At 52.8% G+C, this 22,798-nt stretch carries 18 protein-coding genes; 10 read left to right on the top strand and 8 right to left on the bottom strand.

The annotated features are described in order from the left end of the window. Positions 1-2: 2 nt before the first annotated feature. From ATO67_RS21780 to ATO67_RS21770, 3 genes are all read right to left on the bottom strand, one after another. Complete coding sequence (locus tag ATO67_RS21780; RefSeq protein WP_067653923.1) at positions 3-1,250, bottom strand: glycosyltransferase; 1,248 nt, start codon at positions 1,248-1,250, stop codon at positions 3-5. 92 nt (positions 1,251-1,342) lie between these two features. Further along, the gene (locus ATO67_RS21775) at positions 1,343-2,410 is read right to left on the bottom strand and encodes a glycosyltransferase family 4 protein (protein ID WP_067653922.1); all 1,068 of its coding nucleotides are present in this window, start codon (positions 2,408-2,410) and stop codon (positions 1,343-1,345) included. Beyond that, the gene (locus ATO67_RS21770) at positions 2,407-3,513 is read right to left on the bottom strand and encodes a glycosyltransferase family 4 protein (protein ID WP_067653921.1); all 1,107 of its coding nucleotides are present in this window, start codon (positions 3,511-3,513) and stop codon (positions 2,407-2,409) included. Before ATO67_RS21770 ends, ATO67_RS21775 begins: the two co-directional genes overlap by 4 nt. Positions 3,514-3,824: 311 nt before the next feature. Between ATO67_RS21770 and ATO67_RS21765 the strand changes: the two genes are divergently transcribed. Beyond that, positions 3,825-5,060, top strand: coding sequence for a glycosyltransferase (locus tag ATO67_RS21765; protein ID WP_067653920.1), 1,236 nt, complete (start codon positions 3,825-3,827; stop codon positions 5,058-5,060). Between the two features lie 106 nt (positions 5,061-5,166). After that, entirely contained in the window at positions 5,167-6,465 is a 1,299-nt protein-coding gene (locus tag ATO67_RS21760; protein ID WP_067653918.1) for an O-antigen polymerase, read from the top strand. A gap of 1 nt (position 6,466) precedes the next feature. Here ATO67_RS21760 and ATO67_RS21755 read toward each other — a convergent pair whose 3' ends face one another. The 4 genes from ATO67_RS21755 to ATO67_RS21740 form a co-directional block, all read right to left on the bottom strand. Next, positions 6,467-7,381, bottom strand: a complete 915-nt coding sequence (locus tag ATO67_RS21755) for an ATP-grasp fold amidoligase family protein (protein ID WP_067653914.1) — start codon at positions 7,379-7,381, stop codon at positions 6,467-6,469. A gap of 42 nt (positions 7,382-7,423) precedes the next feature. Beyond that, complete coding sequence (locus tag ATO67_RS21750; protein ID WP_067653912.1) at positions 7,424-8,689, bottom strand: lipopolysaccharide biosynthesis protein; 1,266 nt, start codon at positions 8,687-8,689, stop codon at positions 7,424-7,426. A gap of 36 nt (positions 8,690-8,725) precedes the next feature. Next, positions 8,726-10,795: an exopolysaccharide transport family protein gene (locus ATO67_RS21745; RefSeq protein ID WP_158667391.1), complete on the bottom strand. Its 2,070-nt coding sequence runs from the start codon at positions 10,793-10,795 to the stop codon at positions 8,726-8,728. Positions 10,796-11,188: 393 nt separating this feature from the next. Next, positions 11,189-11,737: a cupin domain-containing protein gene (locus ATO67_RS21740; RefSeq protein WP_067653908.1), complete on the bottom strand. Its 549-nt coding sequence runs from the start codon at positions 11,735-11,737 to the stop codon at positions 11,189-11,191. A gap of 148 nt (positions 11,738-11,885) precedes the next feature. Between ATO67_RS21740 and aptA the strand changes: the two genes are divergently transcribed. Then, positions 11,886-13,220, top strand: a complete 1,335-nt coding sequence (gene aptA / locus ATO67_RS21735; RefSeq protein ID WP_067653906.1) for an omega-aminotransferase AptA — start codon at positions 11,886-11,888, stop codon at positions 13,218-13,220. Between the two features lie 156 nt (positions 13,221-13,376). Here the strand turns inward: aptA and ATO67_RS21730 are convergent, their stop codons facing one another. Beyond that, entirely contained in the window at positions 13,377-14,768 is a 1,392-nt protein-coding gene (locus ATO67_RS21730; protein ID WP_067653903.1) for an FAD/NAD(P)-binding protein, read from the bottom strand. Between the two features lie 355 nt (positions 14,769-15,123). Between ATO67_RS21730 and repA the strand changes: the two genes are divergently transcribed. From repA to rutB, 7 genes are all read left to right on the top strand, one after another. Next, complete coding sequence (gene repA, locus ATO67_RS21725) at positions 15,124-16,338, top strand: plasmid partitioning protein RepA (protein WP_082760385.1); 1,215 nt, start codon at positions 15,124-15,126, stop codon at positions 16,336-16,338. Next, positions 16,335-17,348 carry a plasmid partitioning protein RepB gene (gene repB, locus ATO67_RS21720; protein WP_067653900.1) on the top strand — a complete coding sequence of 338 codons (1,014 nt, stop codon included), beginning with the start codon at positions 16,335-16,337 and terminating at the stop codon, positions 17,346-17,348. Before repA ends, repB begins: the two co-directional genes overlap by 4 nt. Before the next feature lie 193 nt (positions 17,349-17,541). Next, entirely contained in the window at positions 17,542-18,816 is a 1,275-nt protein-coding gene (gene repC, locus ATO67_RS21715) for a plasmid replication protein RepC (protein WP_067653896.1), read from the top strand. 94 nt (positions 18,817-18,910) lie between these two features. Next, positions 18,911-19,525, top strand: a complete 615-nt coding sequence (locus tag ATO67_RS21710) for a biliverdin-producing heme oxygenase (RefSeq protein WP_067653895.1) — start codon at positions 18,911-18,913, stop codon at positions 19,523-19,525. Positions 19,526-19,635: 110 nt separating this feature from the next. Further along, complete coding sequence (locus ATO67_RS21705) at positions 19,636-20,625, top strand: Bug family tripartite tricarboxylate transporter substrate binding protein (RefSeq protein ID WP_067653894.1); 990 nt, start codon at positions 19,636-19,638, stop codon at positions 20,623-20,625. A gap of 332 nt (positions 20,626-20,957) precedes the next feature. Further along, positions 20,958-22,049 carry a pyrimidine utilization protein A gene (rutA, locus tag ATO67_RS21700; protein ID WP_067653893.1) on the top strand — a complete coding sequence of 364 codons (1,092 nt, stop codon included), beginning with the start codon at positions 20,958-20,960 and terminating at the stop codon, positions 22,047-22,049. Further along, positions 22,046-22,786 carry a pyrimidine utilization protein B gene (rutB, locus tag ATO67_RS21695; protein WP_067653892.1) on the top strand — a complete coding sequence of 247 codons (741 nt, stop codon included), beginning with the start codon at positions 22,046-22,048 and terminating at the stop codon, positions 22,784-22,786. Before rutA ends, rutB begins: the two co-directional genes overlap by 4 nt. Positions 22,787-22,798: the final 12 nt, after the last annotated feature.

Raw genomic sequence — 22,798 nt, 5'->3', positions numbered from 1 at the left:
CTTCAGGCCGGTCTTTTGAGAACTGTTGCTGCAACCAGGATGTCATTGAGCTTCTGATAATAGCCGGATGCCTCGGACGTCCCCCTAAAACCGTCGATACCGGGGAAATGGATGTCTCGCTCCGACCACCAACGGTCATGCCCTATCGAAATGGCTCGGTTCAGAGTGTCGGCAAGGCCGTTTTCCTGATCGGGATCATAACACCAGCCTGTTCCCAGGTCGCGCAGAATTTCAGGCGTGCCGCCGCGCTCTGTTCCTATAACGGGGACACCATAGGTCGCGGCCTCCATCAGGATCAGGCTTTGCGGTTCGTGCCAACGTGATGGCAGGACGATCACGTCGGAGACTTTATAGACCTCTTCCGGTGGCACGAAGCCGAGAAACCGGATGGGGGCATTGCCCGCAAGCGATTTCAGATGTCGCTCATAGTCTTCTCGCCCACGCCCTGCGACCAGAAGCGTCACCGTTTCGGACTGCGGCAATGTTAAGAATGCACGAATGAGATCTTCGATACCTTTTTCTTCCGCAAGGGCCCCAAGATATCCGAAGGTAAAGTGTTCGCTTGCACTGGTTTTCCGACCCACCAATGGAGCATGAAAAAGGGTTTCACTGCGGTTGGCGTTCAAAAGCACATGCCAATCCGCTTTGGGAAGGACGCCGTTGCGCAGAAAACGCTGACGCAACGCGTCGCTGACGGAAATCGCGGTGACGCCGTCACCTTTGCTGGACTTAATGCGCGAGGTCAGAACGCGGCATTCGAGGCACGGTTTTTCACAATTACCGGAACTGCGAAACATGCTCGATTTGGGACACAGCAAGGCATAATCATGCAAATGCAGACAGAGCGGAATATTAAGTGCACTGGTCGCCTCAAATATCGCAGGCTGCATTCTTGCTGAATTATGCGCATAAACAATGTCCACACGCTCGCGCGTGAGCAATTCCTTGACTTCATCAATCGATGTCGCGCCAAGCGCGCTACGAACATGCCATGCCAGTTTTGCCAGCTTACTGACGGCCGGTTTGCGTGGTCCAGGAAGATAACTGTTGTGCCAATTGACACGGATCACCCGGATTCCGTCACTATTCACCATTTCACCGGGAGGCGCGATGTCGTTGCCCTCAAGACCTAGAGAGAGAATGATGACCTCGTGGTAGCGCGAAAGCTCGACCGCGCACATGCGTGCCACAATCTCTGCTCCGCCCTCTTCCTGGGGCGCGAATGTCTGAGCGACGATACAGATCTTCATCGGTTTCGCTTTTTCTCCATCACGCAGTCATCATTCCACAGAGCGCGGGCCCAAGTGATATCCCACTTATTCCAGCAAGGGTAAACATAGGATCAAACACGGGACACCGCACGAAGCAGAGCGATGGCACTCCTGTCCCACGAAAATTCGGCAGCGCGCGCATGGCCGCGTTCTATCATCGTGGAGCGGAGATCGGGATTGGCCCGAAGGTATTCCACGGAACGGGAAATGTCGTGAGCGTCATTCGGGTCAAAATACAGCGCGGCATCGCCACAGACTTCGCGTGCAGGTTCAATGTTGGATGACAGCACTGGGCAACCCAGAAACATTGCTTCAAGAGGAGGAATACCAAACCCTTCATACAGGCTTGGAAATAGCAGTGCGGCGGCGTTTGCGTAAAGTGCTACAATCTCTTCGTCGGTCAGGCGTCCGGTCACTACAACGCGATCGGATACGGGAGTAAGGTCTTGCTGCGACTTGAAAACAGCCGATGCCGCGGCGCCCACCACCACGAAGTGCGGCGCGCTGTCCGCCATCAGACTGATTGCCTCGATAGCCCGTATGATATTCTTGTTCGGCGTCGGCGATCCGACAAAAAGTAGGTAAGCATTGGGCGTCAGATTCAAACGTTGCAGAACCGTCTCATCACGAACGATGGATGCCATATGTTCGCAACTATTGGCGATGACGGAGACATTTTTAGCGCCGATCATCTCAACCAACTCGCGTTTGGAAAACTCCGAAACGGTCGCGATATGACCCCGTCGTGCCAGCAGGTGTCCAAGCGTGCCATGGACTGCGCGATAGAAACGCGAAAAATTCTCCGGTGTGCGAAAAATCATCGCATCGTGAATGATAGTCAGGCTTTCTCCATGCAAAACAGGTCCGCTATTGCAAAGATTGATCAACTTGCCGCGACGCGATGCTTTGAACAGCTGCGTCTGTTCCCACAGGTGGCCGGTCAGGTTTCCAACGTGGCGCTGTTTGATCGCAGACAGTTCGAGATTCAGCACTGTATTTTCAGGTGCAAGCAGAACCCATTCGTCCGTGCTACGGGTCGAGACAAGGTGTCGGTCCAGCGCCTTGACGATCTCGCGCGCGAAACGTTGAACACCACTGATTTTCTGAGTGAGGAAACGGCCATTGATAAAGTTTGTCATGCGATCCTGCGTTTCTCAACGGGCCAATCGTCGACCACGCGGCGATAAAGCTGCATGAGCTCTTCAACTGTCCGCTCGCTTCTGTAACGTTCCACGAAACGCACATATCCGGCTGCCCCCATCTGCGCCCAGTCCTCGGAACTGCGAGACGCAATCGCGGCAGCCAATGCCTTGTGGTCACCAGGGGGAAAAAGGAGTCCGGTTTTTTCGTCACTCACCACCGACTGCAGACCGCCGACAGCAGATGCGATGACAGGCTTGCGCGACCGCATCGCCTCCAGCGCGACAAGGCCGAAACCTTCCCACCGCGAAGGCATTGCAACAACGTCACACACGGCCATTTGGCCAGTGATATCTTCGGAAGATCTCCATCCCAGCAATTCAACGTTAGCCGGCAAAGCGTCCGTCAGATCATTCTTGGTCGTGACATGTGCACCGATGACGCGGAACACCGCCTCGTCCTTCAACTCCGCTGCCGCTCGCAACAGGATATCGACACCCTTTTGCCAATCCAGCCGACCGACAAACAGAACTTTCGTGCGTGCGTCGGCCCACTCCGTGGGCGTAACAGCCGGGAGCTGAGACGATATGCCATTTTCTATGACGACCATCCGCTTTGCCGGTATGCCCGCTTTCAGGCCTTGCTCATATTCGTAACCGGATATCGCCACGATCTTGTCGGCAAACGGGGACAAAATCCGCTCCGCCCAACGAGCGGGGTGACGAAAATAACCAAGCGTTTCCATGTCGAACACCCACCCGTGTGGGCAATAGACGACAGGTGGAAATTTGCCAGGCATTGCGTTGATGACGCGAACGATCCCTCCGGCAAGAGTAGAGTGTGCGTGGACGAGATCGGGCTTAAAGACCTTCACTTCGTTCAACACGGCGCGGGCCAGTGCCGGAAGCGATGTCAGTCGCTTGCGTCTGACAAACGTGGCGATTGAAGATGACGGAGTGTTTTTGAGGAAAGCCACATGTGCGTCAGGCACGATGACCCTGACGTTATCAGCACCCAAAGCGCTGATCTGGCTTGGCACTATCTCATTGAAATAGGTCGCAGGCCCGCCAGGCATGGTCTCGAAAACGTGCAGAATCTTCATGATCCACCTCATTGACGGCATTGGATCGGTTACGACCTGCCCTTTCGAAAAACCTTAAATCTCAAATTCCTTAATCAAGACGGAATATCACGATGAAAAAGACCGAATGCCTTCACTCGACTTGATTATATTGAGCATCGTGCAACTTAAGAACGTTATCGGCGCGTCTCCGGCAATCATTTTATTTTGATATCACCTATACGAACTACGAATTCCGATAGAGTGGTGTTCAATATATTTAAATGGTTGTGGAGACATAAGTAGGACGAAGGTAAGGACCCCGCCCGTCTCGCGGATAAAGGTAAGCGGACTTGAAAATCTGCATCGTATCGCAAACATTCGCTCCACAGGAGGAAGGCGGCGCTGAAATCTCCGCGCGTCTGGGTGCGATGGAGCTTGGCCAGCGCCACGATGTTACCGTGCTGGCATTGGGAAAAGAGGGTGACGCCGTTGCACCGCCGGGCGAAACCCGTCTGCGGGGTGGTATTCGCGTCATGCGCCTTGCTTGGAACAACAGTTATCTCCCGCTACCCCGTAAATCTTCCGCAGGATTTCTGCGCCGTGCAAGCTGGCATTTGCGCACGGCGATGGGCGCTCTCTGTCCAGAACAACTCACACAATTTCTTTTGAAGGAAAAGTTTGATCTTATCTATGCCCAGAACTCTGCCTATATGCAGCCAGCCCTGTTTATTGCTGCGCGCACGGCAAACATCCCGATCTGCCTGCATTTGCGAGATTATGGGCTGCTCTGTCCCAAAACCAGTATGTACCGCAATGGCGATAATTGCGAGCAACCTTGTCTAGACTGCTCGATCTTGACCAAGCGCATGCGTGAAAGGAGTGGCGCAGGCATGACGGTGATTGCCGTCAGCGATGCTCTGCGGCGACGGTTTTTGGAAAACAGCGTTTTGCAGGATGCCAACTGGCATGTGATGCATAACACCAATTCGAACGAAAATATCTTCGATCGGTCCTTGGTTGGCAGACGCAAGGCATCCGCGCCCGTGTTCACCTTCGGCTATCTCGGTGCGGTCTCTGAAGAAAAAGGTGTAAGCGACCTGATCCGGGCATTCGTGTCTCTTGCGCACAGCAAAAATGCCAAACTCATCATCGCAGGGCGCGGTCGCGATCGCGACGTCGTAAAGATGAAGCGTCTTTCAAATGGCGCCCCTGTTGAATTCAAAGGTTTTGTCCGACCTGAAGACGTATATCGAGAGGCCGATGCGATTATCGTACCGTCGCGATGGCAAGAGCCGCAGAGCCGCATTCTGGTGGAAGCACCTGTTTACGGCGTTCCGGTCATTGGCACCACGCGGGGTGGATCAACGGAAATCATCAGAGATCATCAAACAGGCTGGGCTTACGACCCTGACAAGCCACAGGCCCTCAAGGACCTCATGGCAAAAGCTTTGTCCATTGGACAGACAGCGTGGTGGGAAAACAGGGACGAGATTTTTCCTGGTATCGCCAGTTTTAAAGGTACAGCTGAGCAGTCCAATTATTACCAACGCCTTGAACAAATCCTGCTGAAAGCAGCCATGCGGTAGAGTGCCGCGCTCAATATAGCTAACAGCTTCTTAACCGATTTCTGCGACGGTCACTCAACCGGTTTTACACTGCTTCCTGCACGGTGCGTGGGCTATAAGGTTTGACATGTCCCATCTGGCTTGGCTCATATTCATCATCGGCTGGTTGGTTTTCCTAATTTATTATGTCAGCTCATTTTACAAATGGGGTGTGTTGACCTTCTCCTCCTATTTCTGGATCCGCTATAACGTCCTGCCCATTCTGGTCATGTCTCCCTTCGCAGCATCCGACAAGAATATGGAAGCGGTAGGGGATTCCATCTACATCATCCGCGACTACATAGATGAAGCGTTCTATCTTTCGGTTCTCGGCGTGGTGTTCGTTCTGGTCGGGATGGGACTGGCAACATTCAGCTCCGGAAAAAGCGTGATGTTCACCTTCGTGGAGAAAGGCTACGCGTTTTGGCAAACCAAGCCGGGCGTCTGGATTTCTCTGATCGTCATCATCTTCGCCACATTGGGCCTGATTGCGCTGGGCGTTCGACCATTCGAAGGTCGGCAGTTTTCGTTCGAAAACACCTCGCTCCGTCCTGCGATCAATCTTTACTCCGTTATCTTGCCAACGATAACATTGAGCCTTCTGGTCTACGGCTTTGGCTACAGCCGCTTCTTTATCGGTGCGGGTCTGATGTGCAGCGCGCTTGGTCTGATGATAGGAACGCGCGGAGCCAGCATCGAAACACTGTTCATATTCGTCGTTTGCTTGATCATCGTCTACCGCTACAAAAATCTTGCAGCCTTCACCTTATCCATCGTTGGCTTCGTAACGATTGCGATCGTCATCGGCATTTTACGCTCCACAGCGGATGGGAACGACAGCGTCGATATCCTGCAAACCGTTTCCTATCAAATATTCTACGGCAACAATTTCTCGGATTTCCGCGACTACGCCTGGATATTGAGCGGCTTCGATGGACATTTTTATCATGGCATGACCTACCTCGCCGGCTACATGGCGCTGGTGCCGTCTTTCATCAGCGAGTTTAGAAACGACTTTCGCATGGGCATCATCACCAGCACACTTGCGGGGCTTGATCCACAGTTTCACGCCGGTCTGCGCCCGACCCTGTTTGGTGAGGCCTATCTGAACTTCGGCGTTCCCGGCGTCGTCTTCATCGCGACCCTGTTCGGCTATTATTTTGGCAAGCTTCAAATGTGGGTTCACGGCAATCTACAGCCCAATCGCATGGGCCTACGGAAAGTCGCGTGCGGCTATATATCCTTCCTGTTTCTGTTCAACGCCGTGTTCACGCCCGGATTTTATTATGTTTACGTCTTGGTCGCTTGGCTGACGGGCGGCATCGTCCTGTCCTACCTTCTCGATACACCTGCACATCAAAGCAAGGCAGCAACGTCCAAAAGCTAGATCACTCTTCTCCGGTCCGAAATAGGCCTTTGGGTTGATCTTTCCAGAATGTTCCAAGCCAGACATCAGTCGATGGTGGCCTGAAGGCGCCAAAACCGGAGGTTGGGCTGAACGTCATTTCCCCGAACAGGGGACCGGATGGCTTGTCATAGAAATCGATGCGGACGAACTCGAAACCCTGCGCTAGGGTGCGCGCAGCTTCCAATATGTCATCCAGATGCGGCGGACGGGGAAGATCTTCCGTCTCAAGCGGATAATAATGTCCGAAATCCAACTTTTTCCAATGCTCGTCATAGAAACAGCGCCGATGGTCGGTAAACCGTGCCGTGTCGATCTGAATGCAGGGAATATCGTTCTCGAAGCAGAACAGCTTGTAATCAACCGGTGCTTCTCCGCCCTCCCCGATAAACGGTTCGATAAAGATTTCCGGATCGATATGGTTGTACCATTCTTCCGCTAAACGCCACGCGGTGCGCCCCGCAAGCCAGATGTCGCACTGCTCTTTCGCACCGACCAAATCTTCGGGACCGTAGACGAAGATATTACGATCTGACCCGTGATTGACCTTGATGACATAGGGAAAAGGCAGCGGTGGGCAATCATTGAGGTTTTTGCCACGCCAAAGCGTTGGCGTTACCCATTTCTTTCCCAGAACCTTGGCGACGTGCGCCTTTACCGCAATCTTGTCGCTGAGCATGATGAGACGCGGGTCGGATTGCGGGCCTGTCCAGGCGATCTTACGTGCGGCAAGATGCTCGTTCAATGTTTTGGGATTGTCGAGATCAGCCCATAATTTGTGATAGCGATAATATTGCAATTTCGTCGCCTGCTTGATTGGCAAGCTTTGAATGGCGGCGTGGTATAGCTTTTTGAAAATACTGCGTCCTGGTGAATGCCGGGGCTGGTTCGATGCCATGGGTTCAATCGCCTTTAAAAAACTGCGCAATTATTACCGGATTTATGATCTTGAGGCGCGCCAGAGCAACGCGCTCGATATAGACGCCGTAACAAGCGCCGTGAAAAATGCTGATAGACCGGCGCCGATAAAACCAAATGCGCTGATCAAGAGAAAGCTCATCCCGATCGACAGAAGAACGCTCGACAAATTGACGAATGCGTAATGCCCGTCTTTCCGCAGACTGTTGAGGCCAAGCCCCATCAAATCGGTACAGGAGCGAACGACGGCTGTCAGAAGGAGAAGCGCAAAAATACCCTGATGCTGACCAAGTTCCGGCATGTTCATGAGGTGCACGAGAATATTGCCGCTGACGAAAATGGCCGCACCCAATCCGAAGGCAACAGCCGCGGTCTTGGTGAACTGCCAGATCATCACTGCCCGCCACTCCTTCATGGAGCCTGTATTGTAAGCCTTGAAGAGAGCAGGGATCGCGACCTGTAATACCGCAGTCGATATCAATGTTTGCAGGGCGTTGGCGAGCGACCAATAGAACGTATAGACGCCTGTCAGGGACAGCGTGAGCAGCAGCGAGACGATGTATCGATCCGCATAAACCAGTCCGACATTGCTCATGTCACTGATGTAGATCAGCCATGCTTTTCGCATGCGCTTTCTTACCCAACGCATCCGCATCGGCGCCTGCAAAATCCGTCGGAACGGCCATTGCCGCAGGAAACTGACAAGTGCCACAAGCATGAGAATGTAGCCGAGGCTCCATGCAACCATGATCGTTTCGATATTGCGGAAGGCTTCAGACGCCAAGCCCAGGCCAATCACCGGCAGTATCCAGGATGATGTTCTCAAAAAAAACAGAACATTGGCTTGGCTCGACATTTCCTGCGCGATGAGAGGCACATGGATGTCGCAGGAAATCGTTTCCAGCCAAACGACAAGAAGAATAAGGAAGTACAAGGGCGCGACTGCATGACCCATGAAATAGGCTGCTATCAAGGCGATTGCCGTCATCGCCGCAAGCGACGTGACCGTCACAAGCAATCGCGTTTTCATGTAAACACCGGCAACGCCTGATGTTTTGCCGCTAACATCGCGCGCAATGAAATAATTCAGGCCCCAGCCAAGGGCCGCCGGCGCGGCGTTCACCACACCCAGCGCGAGACCATAGATGCCCGCGGCTTCGAGGCCCATGAACTTGACGATGTAGAAAGACAAAGCAAAGCGCAGAACAAGCGTCGAGCCGCGAAGGCCCATGTTGAAGATGACATTGATTCCGGTAAGAGAACGGCCTCGCAGAAAAGGAATACGCATGGCTGTCCGATGGTTGTTTTCAGCCAAAATTAGTCCTCAATATTGCAAGCCGGAACGCGTCATCCGTATCACTTTGATATTTTCCATGCCGCTCTCTTCGAGAGTGACAAGCGCGATCACGATACTGCCGGTGTCGTCTTCGTGCTGCATGAGAAAAACGTCATCCAGATCGCGGCGCAGGCTTGAATGTATCCTCGACTTCGCCGCCACACCGCCGTCGATCACAATAAGATCGAAAGCCTCGCCGTTTTCATCCACCGCATCGCGCAAGGCTTTGCTGGTTTCGCGATCATCTGCCGGGGAAAACTGAAGGTAAGGGGTGGATTCGACGTCGTAGAATTCACGTGTACCAGCTTCACCCGGTCCGTGCTCGGGTAAAAGCATGGCCGTCAACAATGGATCATGTGTCGCGCGGTCAACGAGAAGAACACGGCGACCGAGTCTGGCAACATCAGCGGCCAGATTGAACGCCGAATAAGGCGAACGATTTTTTGGACCGGCAGAAACAACCATGATGGTGTGGCTGGCTGAAGGTTTGAGCGAAGACGAGACGAAGCGCGCCAGGCCGTCAAAGCCCTCACCCGCTGCGGCAGCCAGTGCCTTGGTGTCAGCCTCGCGAACGATCCTGTTGGATTTCGTAACCGGAGGAACTGGCGGCGCGTTCGTTTTATCGGACGTTGGCAACAATGCAGCTTCACGGTCGCTATCAGCATCTGGAGCGGGCAACTTCTGAGGTGCGCGCACCATCTGCAGTTCACTTGGCTCGTCACGAAACTGGTCGCGCAGGATGAGAAGACCAGCGGCGAGAATAAGTCCGAAGATACCGCCGCCAGCCAACATCAGAGCGCGTGGAGGTCCAGCTTTGCGCAAGGGCGGTTCGGCACTGGAGATGATCTGCGGGTTTTCGCTCGATGTGCCTTGCTGCTCCGACAGCTGCTTGGTTCTCAACAGAAACGCTTCATAGACAGCGCGGTCGCTTTCCAGCTTTCGCTGCAATTCCCGCAACCGCACCATCGTCTGCTCGTCGCTGTTCAGGTTGGTTTTCAAAGCGTCGGCATTGGAGGTCGAAAGCGCCAGTTGGTTTTTCAGCCGCGCCAGATTGCTCGAGGTCGCTGTCGAAAAATTTCGCAGTTGCTCATCGAGAATACTGGCAAGCGATTGGGTTCGTGCACGTGCCGCCTGTAAAGATGGATGCTGCGCACCCAACGAAGTCGCCTGAACCGATTCCTCTTCTCGACTTTCCTGATAACGTGCACGGAGCGAAATGATCGCTGGTGTCAACGAGGTATCGGGAATGGATCGCAAATACTGTCGGTCGTTTCTGGCCCGATTGAGCTCAGCGACAAGAGCCTCGTTTTCCGCAACCGCTGCCGATAGTCTGGATATCTCCGTATTCGCATCTGCGACGCGTTGCTCGATATCGGGTCGGCCCTGAATGTCAGCGAGATTATGCTCTGCCCTGTAAGCTTGAACCGCACGGTCACCATCTTCCACGGCTTTTCGCAATTGATCCAGTTGGGCCGCCAGTCCGCCGCCGGTGCGTCGCAGCACATCGCTGTTCATTTCGACACGCACCTGTGAATATGTCGTGGCAATGAGATTGGCGAGTTCAGCGGCCCGCTGAGGGCTGTCGGACTTAACCGACACGTTGACGATGAAGCTTTTACCGACGGCCGCAACGGATGTTGCCTTGCGTAGCGCATCAAGAGCCAGATTGCTGCGGCTTTCCTTGTCTGGATAAACCGGATCCGCGGCACCGAACTTCGGATCGTCGTACAGTTTCTCATTTTCCACGATGCGGGAAAGAACCTGTGCGGATGTGATGATGTACTGCTGATTAAGAACGTGCGAATCCACCGCTCGCGGCTGTCCCGGCAGATCACTCTCCAAAACCCGTGAACCCTCGGGATCGAGTAATATTTGTGACGTCGCGATATAATAATTCGGAATTAACAGCGACGCGCCGAAAGCCAGTGCCGCACAGATGATGCCGATGAGCAAGATGAACAGAGCGTTGCGCCACAGCAGTGCCGCCAAACGAATGAGATTGTTCGGGCGGCTTGTCTGTTCACGATAATGCGGCTCGTAAGATGTCGTCTCGTTCATCGCCATACCGGTTTACGATCCCATCTCTTGCGAAAGCTGCGTCTTACGATTTCCCGACATGGCCATGCTCTCGAACGTCTGCTTACTGTGTTTGCCAGATCGATGCATACTGACTGCATAGATATGCCCTGGCTGGTTATGAAGCGCGGAACGACCGCCCAGCATTTGACAAGCCTCAGTCTAGGGCGGACCTGTTAATATACCGTTTTGCGAAAACACGCTTTTCATGAGCCATTATTCCGGCTGTACTAAGGCGTTATGAATGTATCCTCTTGTCGTTGGCATTTGGTCTCAAACACCATTTCTCCCTTTGTACCCGCAACGAAAAACGTCGGACAATATTATTATCCGGCTAACATTTTTTAAGACGCTCCATTGGAGTTAGGCCTTCGGTTAAAAGCTCGGAGGGGTACAGGCGCTGATCACTTCGCATGGGATCGGTCCCACGCAACGAAACGTGTGCGGGCGTCGGCTTTCAAAATAATACGCGTCACCTGGACCAAGAATGCGTCGCTCATCGTCCACCGTGACTTCCAGTCGGCCAGAGAGCACAATACCGCCCTCCTCTCCCTCATGGACCAAAGGAACACGGCCTGTTCCTGCGCCGGGTTGATAGCATTCCTTTAAAATCTGCAGGCTTCTGCCGAACAGGTTTTCCCCAATCTGACGGTAGGAGACGGGACCTTTCCCAATCTCCACCAACTCGTCAGCCGCATAAAATGCTTTGCGTGGCTTGTCTGGCTCGAATGCAAAAAACTCAGCCAAGCCTATCGGGATGCCATCCAATATGCGTTTCAAAGCACCCACCGATGGATTTGTGGAGTTGGACTCGATCAAAGATATGGTGGAGTTGGTCACCCCTGCACGTTTGGCCAACTCACGTTGTGATAATTTGTGAATGGACCGCAGATGCCGCAACCTGTTGCCAATATCGACGACCATCTTGGACCTCTCCGTTGCATATGTTCGATATACCGCAAACTGTGACACTCAAATTTATAAATATCAATGCCTTAGTGGCTACAAGAAATAGACTTGTTCGATAGCGGCAAGTGCAGGATTGATGGATCATTCTAACATGGGGAATCCGATGGATCAGAGCAGTAAATCCAACATGCCAAATCTTTCCAATTTCTGGATGCCGTTCACGGCGAACCGACAGTTCAAGACGTCGCCACGGTTGTTGGCCAGCGCAGAAGGCATGTACTACACCGATATCGACGGTAAGAAAATTCTGGATGGTACGGCAGGCTTGTGGTGCGTCAACGCCGGGCACGGACGTAGACGCATTACCGAAGCTGTAGAGCGCCAACTGTCCACTCTCGATTTCGCTCCCACTTTCCAGATGGGCCATCCGATTGCCTTCGAATTTGCCGAGAAGCTGGCGGCTGTCGCACCGGGCGGACCAGAGGGTGGACTGGATCGTATCTTCTTCACCGGCTCCGGTTCAGAATCCGTAGATACTGCGCTGAAGATCGCGATTGCCTATCAAAGGGCGATTGGCCAAGGGACTCGTAGTCGCATTATCGGTCGTGAAAAAGGCTATCACGGTGTCGGCTTCGGCGGTATTTCCGTTGGTGGCCTCGTCAACAATCGTCGTGTCTTTCCGCAGATCCCCGCAGCTCATATGCGCCATACGCTGGATTTGGACCGTAATGCCTTCTCACAAGGGTTGCCCGAACATGGCGTCGAACTGGCTGAAGACCTGGAGCGTCTTGTCGCTCTGCATGGCGCTGAAACCATAGCGGCTGTCATCGTTGAACCCATGTCGGGCTCCGCTGGGGTTATCCTTCCGCCTCAGGGCTATTTGCAGCGTTTGCGGACGATTGCCGACAAGCATGGAATTCTACTGATTTACGACGAAGTCATCACAGGTTTCGGCCGCCTCGGCAAACCATTCGCCACCGACTACTTCGGCGTCGTCCCAGATCTCGTCACCACGGCAAAAGGCATTACCAATGGCGCGATCCCGATGGGTGCAGTTTTCGCCAAACGCGCCGTGTATGATGCATTGATGCAAGGACCTGAAAATCAGATCGAGCTATTCCACGGCTATACCTATTCAGGCCACCCCGTAGCCTGCGCTGCGGGCATTGCTACGCTCGAAATCTATCAGGAAGAAAATCTCCTGACCCGCGCAGCGGATCTCGAAAAGACATGGCAGGACGCTCTCCACGCGTTGAAAGGACTGCCGCACGTTCTCGATATTCGCAACCTCGGCCTCGTGGGCGCAATCGAGCTTTCGCCACGCGAAGGTGCCCCGGGGACCCGTGGCTATGACGTGTTCGTAGAGTGCCTCAAGAAAGGTCTTTTGGTCCGCGTTACGGGCGACATCATTGCACTGTCCCCTCCACTGATCATAGAAGAACACCAGATTGCAGATATCGCCTCAATCATTGGTGATGCGCTGAAGACAACGGCTTGATGCTGTCAAAACACCAGAGCGGCCACGCGCCGCTCTGGTGTTGAAACAGTTCAATTATACTCAATTTTTAAAAAATCTATGCGTCTGTTTTTGTTGCATAAAAAACAGCAAGAGAAAGCCAAGTCGTACTTGTGTTTCACCACTTCGTACAGATAATTATGTCTGGTTATCGTTTAAATCGGAGATGTTCCGCGTTGAACGTTTTGCAATGCGCTTTGCAACGTCGCGAGTCTGATTACGTATATCAGGCACAGCAGTAATTTCCCAAAACTGCCCCGCTGTCAAGGCTCCAACAGCGAAGAGGCCTTGTCGCGGTATTTTATCACAACACAAAACGCGAGACTCTTCGTCAACTTGAATTCCCAGGCCAAGAGCGTCGATCTCTAACATGTTTTGTTCGTGCATGTTTTGCAAAAGCGGCGAGTGGCCAATTCCGGCGCGCTCCATGCCTGTACAATTCACCAGCCAGTCAAAAGCAAGGGAGGTTTCTACAGACGTTCCGCGCTGACGAAAGGTCAGACGGTTTTCTCCATCGATGCGCGCGATCTTGGAGACAAACCCTGCATGAACAGAAACAGTCCCATCCTTTAATAGCGCATCAAAAACCTCATACACCTGCGGCGCCACCCGGTGCCGGTGAATATTCCACCACGCCAATGCATGCCTGAGAAATCTCGATCTCTGCGGCTGGTTTAAACTCTGCCATAAACCTTGCGTGTTGTGCCGCAATCCTTCCATGACGGCTCGCCAGTCCTGCCCTCTCCTAACTTGAGTTCGGAGATCAGCCAGAATTTCACTTATCTCCAAACGCCCCTCAGACAATGCGGGCTCTACCGACTGCACAGGAACATGACTATGCGCGTGCGGCGTCAAACCTCGGCGGGATAAGACGTGGATCTTGCCGCGATGTCCCGCATTACGAAGAGACAAAACCTGATCGATCATCGTCAGGCCGGACCCGAGAATAGCGACGGTATCATCCGGTTTGACCCGCGAGAGCCAACCCAAACGCCAGGGATTCCTCACCACCCGCCGCAAAAGCGCGATATCAGCATCAGAAGTTAGCCGCGGCAAACTTGCAGTTCCGACGCCGAGACAAAGCGCGACACTTGCTGCCTTCAACTCTCTGCCGTCACTCAAGCCAAAGACCGCACATTCATTCTCGCATGCTAAGCAAGAGACAGCCTTCGCTTTCACGAAATCCACGCGCGCGCGTTGCTGTTTGCTCCGCAAAGAAGAAGCAAGCGTGTCGCGCAGATAAAGTCCATAATCATGACGCGACGCAAAGCTTCCGCCATCGACGGTACGTCCGCGCTTTGTCAGCCAATCCAGAAAGTCAGTCGGCCTGTCCGCAAACGCACTCATTCGGGCAGCTGGCACATTCAGCCGATGCAGGTGCAGTTCCGTTCTATAAGCAGTGCCACGCCCAAACGCGGAATCATCGCCAACAATAGCGATCGAGGCAGACGCCGGAAGCAGCTCAAGAAGATTGTTCACCAGACTGATCGCGGAAAAACCCGATCCAACAACAGCGACATCATAAACCACACAGAATCTCCTTCCGTTCATTGCGCTGGAAACAAACCTGAACTGAGGGCCAAAGGCAAACGGGAATCAGATTAACGATGACTGAGAATCCAATCAGGCCACAGGTGAGCTGATTAAGAATTGCTGTTAGCCGCGGCTAACTCTTTTCACCACTGCGGATGATCAGCGGCAATTTTAGTGAACGTCTCGGATTTCATGTGAAAAACGATGCTTAGCTGGCTGAAAAGATTCATGTTTAGGCCTCGATAATGCCTATTGCGCAAAAAAGAGAATCGGCGCTTATATCTCAGTTGCGGAAAAAACCGATTTCAGCGGAAAAAAACGCAACTGATCCAACAAGCGGAAAACACTTGATATGACCCAAAGCGCCGATCTGAAATCTGCTGAGAAGGCACCCGATCTTACGGAGCTGATCCTACAGCATTCGGCCGCGCTGTCTGCGCAACTGCAAGCGCACAACGCAAATACTTTCGCACCACTTGCGGAAAAAAGCATGCGGAATTTTTCTCCGTCAGAGACTGCCAAACTGATTGGCATTGGAGAAGCCTATCTGCGCCAGATCGCAGCTGAGCAACCAGAGCTTAGCGCTTCGCAGAGTGGCGGACGCCGCAGCTATTCCGTGGAAGACATTCACGAGATCCGTAAGTTCCTCGATCAGGGTGCTCGTGGCACGCGTCGTTATCTTCCCCATCGCCGCGAAGGGGAAGACCTGCAGGTCATCGCAGTCATGAACTTTAAGGGTGGATCGGGCAAAACGACGACGTCGGCACATCTTGCACAATATCTCGCACTGCGTGGCTACCGTGTTCTCGCCATCGATCTGGATCCTCAGGCAAGCTTGTCCGCCCTGTTCGGACATCAGCCCGAGCTGGACGTTGGGCCTAATGAAACCTTATATGGCGCAATCCGTTACGATGGCGAACAACGCCCTATCGCCGAAATCGTTCGCGGAACTTACATTCCCGATCTTCACATTATTCCGGGCAATCTGGAACTGATGGAGTTCGAACATGATACGCCACGGGCTCTAATGCGTCGCGCGCCTGGAGATACGTTGTTTTTCGCTCGCATTGGCCAGGCTATCGCGCAGGCGCAAAACTTTTATGACGTCGTGGTCATCGACTGCCCCCCACAGCTTGGCTACCTGACGCTCTCGGCGTTAACCGCAGCAACATCAGTGTTGGTAACAGTCCATCCGCAAATGCTGGATGTCATGTCCATGAACCAGTTTCTTGCCATGACAGGTGACCTTCTTGCGGAAATAGGCAGAGCGGGAGCACGTTCGGATTATCACTGGATGCGCTATCTCGTGACCCGCTTTGAACCAAGTGATGGCCCTCAAAATCAGATGGTGGCTTTCCTGCGCTCGATTTTCGGCGAGCACGTGTTGAACCATCCGATGCTGAAAACGACAGCAGTATCCGATGCCGGTTTAACCAATCAGACACTTTTTGAGGTGGAGCGGACACAATTCACGCGAACGACCTATGACCGTGCGTTGGAAGCCATGACGAATGTGAACGCCGAAATTGAAGGCTTAATTAAGAAAGCCTGGGGTAGAACCGTATGAGCAGAAAAGAAATATTCGCCAATCTCGGCGGCAAGAACGCCGAAAATGCAGACGCTCCAGTCGAGCGAGCACGTCCGCGCATTCGCCCTATTCTCGGCTCGCCTGAATTGGTCACCGACGTTATAAATTCTCCGGTGGGAATGATCGGCCAATCCTTGAACGAGGTGTCGGAGCGCTCCAAAAGGGCCGAGGAAATTGAGCGCAAACTTGCCGAAGGTTTGACCATTGTCGCGCTCGACGCCTCAGATGTTGATCCGTCGTTTATTCCTGACCGCATGCCGTCATCAATCGAAGCTGATTTCGGACTGGTTGAGGCCATTCGCGAACAGGGCCAGCAAGTTCCAATTCTCGTTCGCCCCCATCCAGATCATCCCGGCCGCTATCAGGTCGCGTTCGGTCACCGTCGTTTGCGGGCTGTGGCTGAAATCGGTATTCCGGTTCGCGCAGTCGTTCGTAATCTTACGGATGAACAGCTTGTCGTGGCACAGGGCCAGGAAAACAACGAGCGTCGCGATCTCAGCTACATTGAAAAGGCGCGCTTTGCTCAAAAGCTCCAGATGCGCTTCTCGCGGGAAACAATCATGGCCGCGATGTCGCTTTATAAGGGTGACCTATCCAACATGCTTTCGGTCGTGGGTCGCATCCCCGATGACATCGTCGATAGCATTGGCCCTGCCCCGGGTGTCGGTCGTCGCAGCTGGATGGACCTTGCTGAACAGCTTTCCTCATCGAAGGTCAACGAAGCTGCGCGGGCATATCTCAACGATGAGAGTGTTGCCAGGCTTCCCTCGGAAGAACGTTTCAAATCCGTTCTGGAGTTCTTGAAACCGAAGGCAGAGCCCAAGAAGATGGGTGTCATGTCGACCGAAAGCGGTCAAAAACTCGCAAAAATCGTAGAGACCGACCAACGGCTCGACATTTCCATTGATCGTCGGCAGGCGCCTGAGTTCGCAGCCTTCGTTCTGGAACATCTACAAACACTGTTCGAAGAGCATCGCTCAAAACAGTGATCACCACGTTTCGATTGAAACATTAACAGGAGCAGCAAGCCCAAAAGAAAAAAGCCCCCGAACGTTACCGCACGGAAGCTTTCTTTGATCTAAGCACCCAAAGAATCTCATTTCCGCGAATCATAGTCAAGAGTCTTGGCATCGATATTTGGTCGGTGGGCGATTTTCTTTTGCCTTTTTGAAGGTGAAAGACATGAATAGTGATATTGTAACGACGTCCTTTGGGCGGCGAAGGCTTTCTATTGGCCGTCTCGCAAGCCAGTTCGCGTCAAGAAACATTGATCCTGCGCGGTCAATAGACAAATGGAAACTGTTTCGCGCAACATGCGAAGCTCGTCCTCTGCTGGGAATTTCAGACCGATCATTGGCCGTCTTGAACGCATTGCTCAGTTTCTATCCCAAAGCAGAACTATCCGAAGAAAACGGCCTGGTCGTATTTCCATCAAACCAGCAGCTTTCCCTGCGCGCACATGGGATGGCAGAACAGACGTTGCGTCGCCATCTTTCAGCGCTGGTAGACGCTGGTCTCATTCTGCGCAAAGACAGTCCCAATGGAAAACGTTATGCACGTAAGGACAGGACCGGCAGCATTAGCGATGCATATGGTTTCTCACTCGCACCACTCATTGCACGCGCTGACGACATCCAGAGGATAGCCGATCAGGTCGTGGAAGAGCGATTGCAGCTGCAAAGACTGCGCGAAAAGATCAGCCTTTGCCGCAGAGATATTACCAAGTTCTGTGAAATAGCCTTGGCAGATGGCATCGAAGGCGATTGGGACGCCTACCAAAAGCAGTATTACGTCATCACATCCACGCTTGATCGCAAGTCAAAGGCCACCTATCTCGCAATCGTTCTGGACGATTTGAGAAATTTGCGCGATAAGATGGCTAACCAGTTGGAAAAGCACATAGAAAAACAAAAAATTAGCGGCAATGCCTATCAAAATGAGCGGCTTATACAGAATTCAGAATCCGAATCTATTTTTGAAACATCCGATGTGGATAAACAGGAAAGCAGGCTAACGAAGGCGCAAGCAGACACCAACACTGCTTTGGAAAAGACGAATGTCGCAAAGGACCAACCAATCAACACCACTCGGATCAGGAGTGAAGGTTTTGATCTTCAAACTATTCTAAAAGCCTGCCCCGAGATCATTCTCTATGGCCCTAACAGTGAAGTCAGGAGCTGGAGCGACCTCAAACAGGCAGCCAATGTCGTTCGCGCAATGCTTTCCATCAGCCATTCCGCTTATGAAGCGGCCGAAAAAACTATGGGAACACAGCATACAGACGCAATCATAGCGTGTATTTTGGAGCGCGCTGATGCAATTCAGTCGGCCGGTGGTTATCTCAGAAGCTTGACGGAGAAGGCGCAAACCAAGCAATTCTCGATAAAGCCCATGCTGATGGCTCTTTTGAAAGCCCGCACGTTATCAACACCCCCGGTTTCCCATGCCTTCTGCTAAAAACAGAGTTGAAAAAAGTATCGTCGCAATAAAATTGACTTTTTGAGGAAAGATTTTTATGTGCGCTGAAGTGATGGCTGAAAGGAATGACTGAATGACCGCTGCTGAATTGAAAATCGGAACATCCGAGCTTGAACCAAGCCGGACAAAACGTTTGAGAGCAGCGACGCACGAAGCCCACAAAATTCTGGACAGCTTTATCACGTCTGCAAAACCATTCGAAAATCGCGAAAACTTCGGCAAATTTGTTCAAAGCCAATATCTCTTTCACAGAGATCTCGACGCGTTCTTTTTCAATGGAACACTGGACCACCTCTTGCCGGATTTAAAAGGACGTCGACGCCTTGACTTCATCGCCCAAGACTTGGCAGACCTGACAATCGCGGCGCCTGACACCGCAGATATCCATTTTAGCGAGGATGCTGCTGCGTTTGATCTCCCAGAGGCTTTGGGCTGGCTCTATGTGGTCGAAGGCTCCAATCTTGGTGCAGCGTTTCTATTGAAAGACGCCGCAAAGCTTGGTCTTGATGAAACATTCGGTGCTCGCCATCTCGCAGGGGCACCGGAAGGACGCGGATTGCATTGGAAAACATTCGTCGCAGCGCTCGACGCGGTCGAACTGACCCCTGAGGAAGAAAACCGGGTGATTCAAGGTGCCGAAGCTGCATTTCACGCAGTGCATGGTCACGCTAGGCGCATGATGTCCTAAACACCTTTTGTCTGAGAAGGCTAGTTGCATAGGCTATCGCGCGACTTGCCCTCAGATGTGTTTGAGCTACATTGTTTCGGTGGCGGGGAGGCCACTCCACAGGAGGTTCAATGACATATCGACTTTTCAAGCGGCGCACTGCGCTGACACTAGCTGCATCTGCTGCGACTTTTCTCGCTCTTGGTAATACAGCACAGGCCCAGAGTTTTCCGGACAGAACGATAACAATGGTCGTTCCCTTTGCGGCCGGAGGCTCCACCGATGTGGTTGCCCGTGTCATTGCGCAGAAAATGGGTGATGAACTCGGCCAGCAGATCGTCGTGGAAAATGTCGCAGGCGCTGGGGGCAACCTCGGTGCGGACCGGGTCGCTCGTGCTGAGCCGGATGGTTACACGATTCTGATGGGTACAGTTGCTACCCACGCGCTTAATCCTCTTATTCTCAAAACAAAACCCTATGATCCCGAAAAGGACTTCGCCCCGATCTCTTTGCTGGTCGTGGTTCCCAACGTTTTGGTGGTCAATCCTAAACTGCCCGTCAATACAGTCGCAGACCTCATTGCTCTCTTGAAGGCCGAACCGGATAAATATGCCTATGCATCATCCGGTAACGGAACCCCTCTTCATCTGTCTGGCGAGCTTTTCAAGGCCATGGCAGGGGTCAGCATGCAGCATGTGCCCTATAAGGGATCGGGTCCGGCTCTGAACGACCTTCTTGGCAATCAGGTCTCGATCATGTTCGATAATCTGCCTTCATCTTCCGGACACATCAAATCGGGAACATTGAAGGCACTGGGCGTGACAACTGCGGAGCGCGCATCGTCCTTCCCAGACGTGCCGACGATTGCCGAGACGGTCCCAGGCTATGAGACCTACACTTGGAACGCGCTGTTTGCGCCTGCGGGAACGCCGGCGGAAGCTGTCGACAAGCTGAATGCAGCTGCAAAAAAAGCGCTTGCCGATACAAGCGTCGCCGCTCGGATGGCAGATTTCAGTGCAAAAATCGTCGGCTCTACGCCTGATGAACTAAAAACGCATGTGGCGGAGGAAATCGCCAAATGGGAACCGGTTGTCAAAAGTGCCAATGTCCAGATGGACTGAACTAAAGTTCGGGACGATCGGTTGTCACGCCGATCGTCCTGGTAGCTGACAAAGCGGTTCCGGTTGCGCATGTTCGCCCTTCGACAGGGTCCAGTCGATCGTACGCGCAAATAACTCCTCGAAATTATGACGTCTTCATTTCACTTGATTGGAAGCATCTGCCGAAGAAATAAGCAATATTTTTATCAAACGATAAATATTTTATCATTTGATAAAAATAAAAATTGCTTTAGCGTATAAGACATTGTTTTTGCTGATCATACGAGACTGGCACAGAACCTGCATTTTATCTCTCATCAGTTTGATACAGTCACTTGATACGGAGGATGCATATGGAAATCGGTGTTTTCATTCCAATTGGAAACAATGGCTGGCTGCTGTCGGAAAACGCGCCGCAATACAAGCCAAGCTTCGAACTTAACAAACAGATCACTTTGACGGCTGAAAAATATGGATTTGATTTTGCGCTGTCGATGATCAAGCTGCGCGGATTTGGCGGCAAGACGGAATTCTGGGACTACAATCTGGAATCCTTCACGCTAATGGCTGGGCTTGCTGCTGTCACCTCGAAAATCAAGCTTTTCGGCACCACGGCTACTCTTGTGATGCCCCCTGCCATCGTTGCACGCATGGCCACCACCATCGATTCAATTTCTGGAGGCCGTTTCGGCATCAATCTCATCACGGGTTGGCAGCGCCCGGAATATAGCCAGATGGGCCTTTGGCCGGGCGATGAATATTTTGCCGACCGCTACACCTATCTCAGCGAATATACCACGGTGCTTCAGGAACTATTGACGACCGGCCAGTCTGACCTCAAAGGCAAATATTTCACGATGGACGATTGCCGCATGAAGCCGGTGCCGCAGGGGGATGTAAAGCTGATCTGCGCTGGTTCATCCGACAAAGGTATGGAATTTTCGGCGAAATTTGCTGATTACAGCTTCTGTTTTGGCGTGGGCGTCAATACGCCAAAGGCCTTTGCACCCACCAATGAACGTTTGCTGGCGGCTACTGAAAAGTCGGGGCGTGATGTGCGTTCCTTCGTGCTGACCATGGTGCTTGCCGAGGAAAAATCCGAGGATGCCTGGGCGAAGTGGGAACACTACAAGGCAGGTGCAGACCAGGAAGCGATCAAATGGCTGGGTCTGCAAAGCTCGGTCGATACCAAGTCCGGTGCCGATACCAATGTGCGCCACATGGCCAACCCGGTATCAGCCGTCAACATCAACATGGGCACCATCATCGGTTCCTATGAAGAGGTTGCCGCCATGTTGGATGAAATGAGTGAAGTGCCGGGAACCGGCGGCGTCATGCTGACATTCGATGATTTCGTGGATGGTATCGAGAAATTTGGTCAATACGTGCAGCCGCTGATGAAGAGCAGGCAACATGTGGTTACTGCTCTGGAGGCCGCGGAATGACTGACGCCGTTGTGACGGGCTATCAGGCACCAAAGAGCCGCTCGGAAAGTGTCACTCTTCCGGCAAGACCCGAACCAATCTCGTTGAAGCCCAGCGAAACCGCCGTCGTGGTGGTGGATATGCAGAATGCCTACTCCACAGAAGGCGGTTACGTCGATCTGGCCGGTTTCGACATTACCGGTGCGAAATCCACCATTTCCAATATTGGGAGGACGCTGGATGCGGCACGCCGGGCAGGGGTTCAGGTCATTTATTTCCAGAATGGTTGGGACAGCGATTATGTCGAGGCGGGTGGCCCCGGCTCTCCCAACTGGCACAAGTCCAACGCACTGAAGACCATGCGCGCGCGTCCTGACCTGCAAGGGAAACTGTTGGCAAAAGGCACCTGGGATTATGCCATTGTCGATGAGCTACAGCCGCAGCCAGGGGATATTCTGGTGCCGAAGACGCGATATAGCGGTTTCTTCAACACCAATATGGACAGCGTGCTGCGCGCAAGGGGTATCCGAAATCTCGTCTTTGTCGGAATTGCCACCAATGTCTGTGTGGAAAGCTCGCTGCGTGATGCCTTCCATCTCGAATATTTCGGTGTGATGCTGGAAGATGCCACGCACCATCTCGGCCCTGATTTCATCCAGCAGGCGACCGTCTACAATGTCGAGAAATTTTTCGGCTGGGTGGCGACGGTCAATGATTTCTGCGCGGTCATTTCGCAGGCCGCACCCATCGAAGATTGATCCACTATCGAC

Source organism: Agrobacterium bohemicum, from assembly GCF_001562555.1.
Classification (GTDB): Bacteria; Pseudomonadota; Alphaproteobacteria; order Rhizobiales; family Rhizobiaceae; genus Agrobacterium; species Agrobacterium bohemicum.
This window is presented reverse-complemented; position numbering and strand designations above follow the sequence as displayed.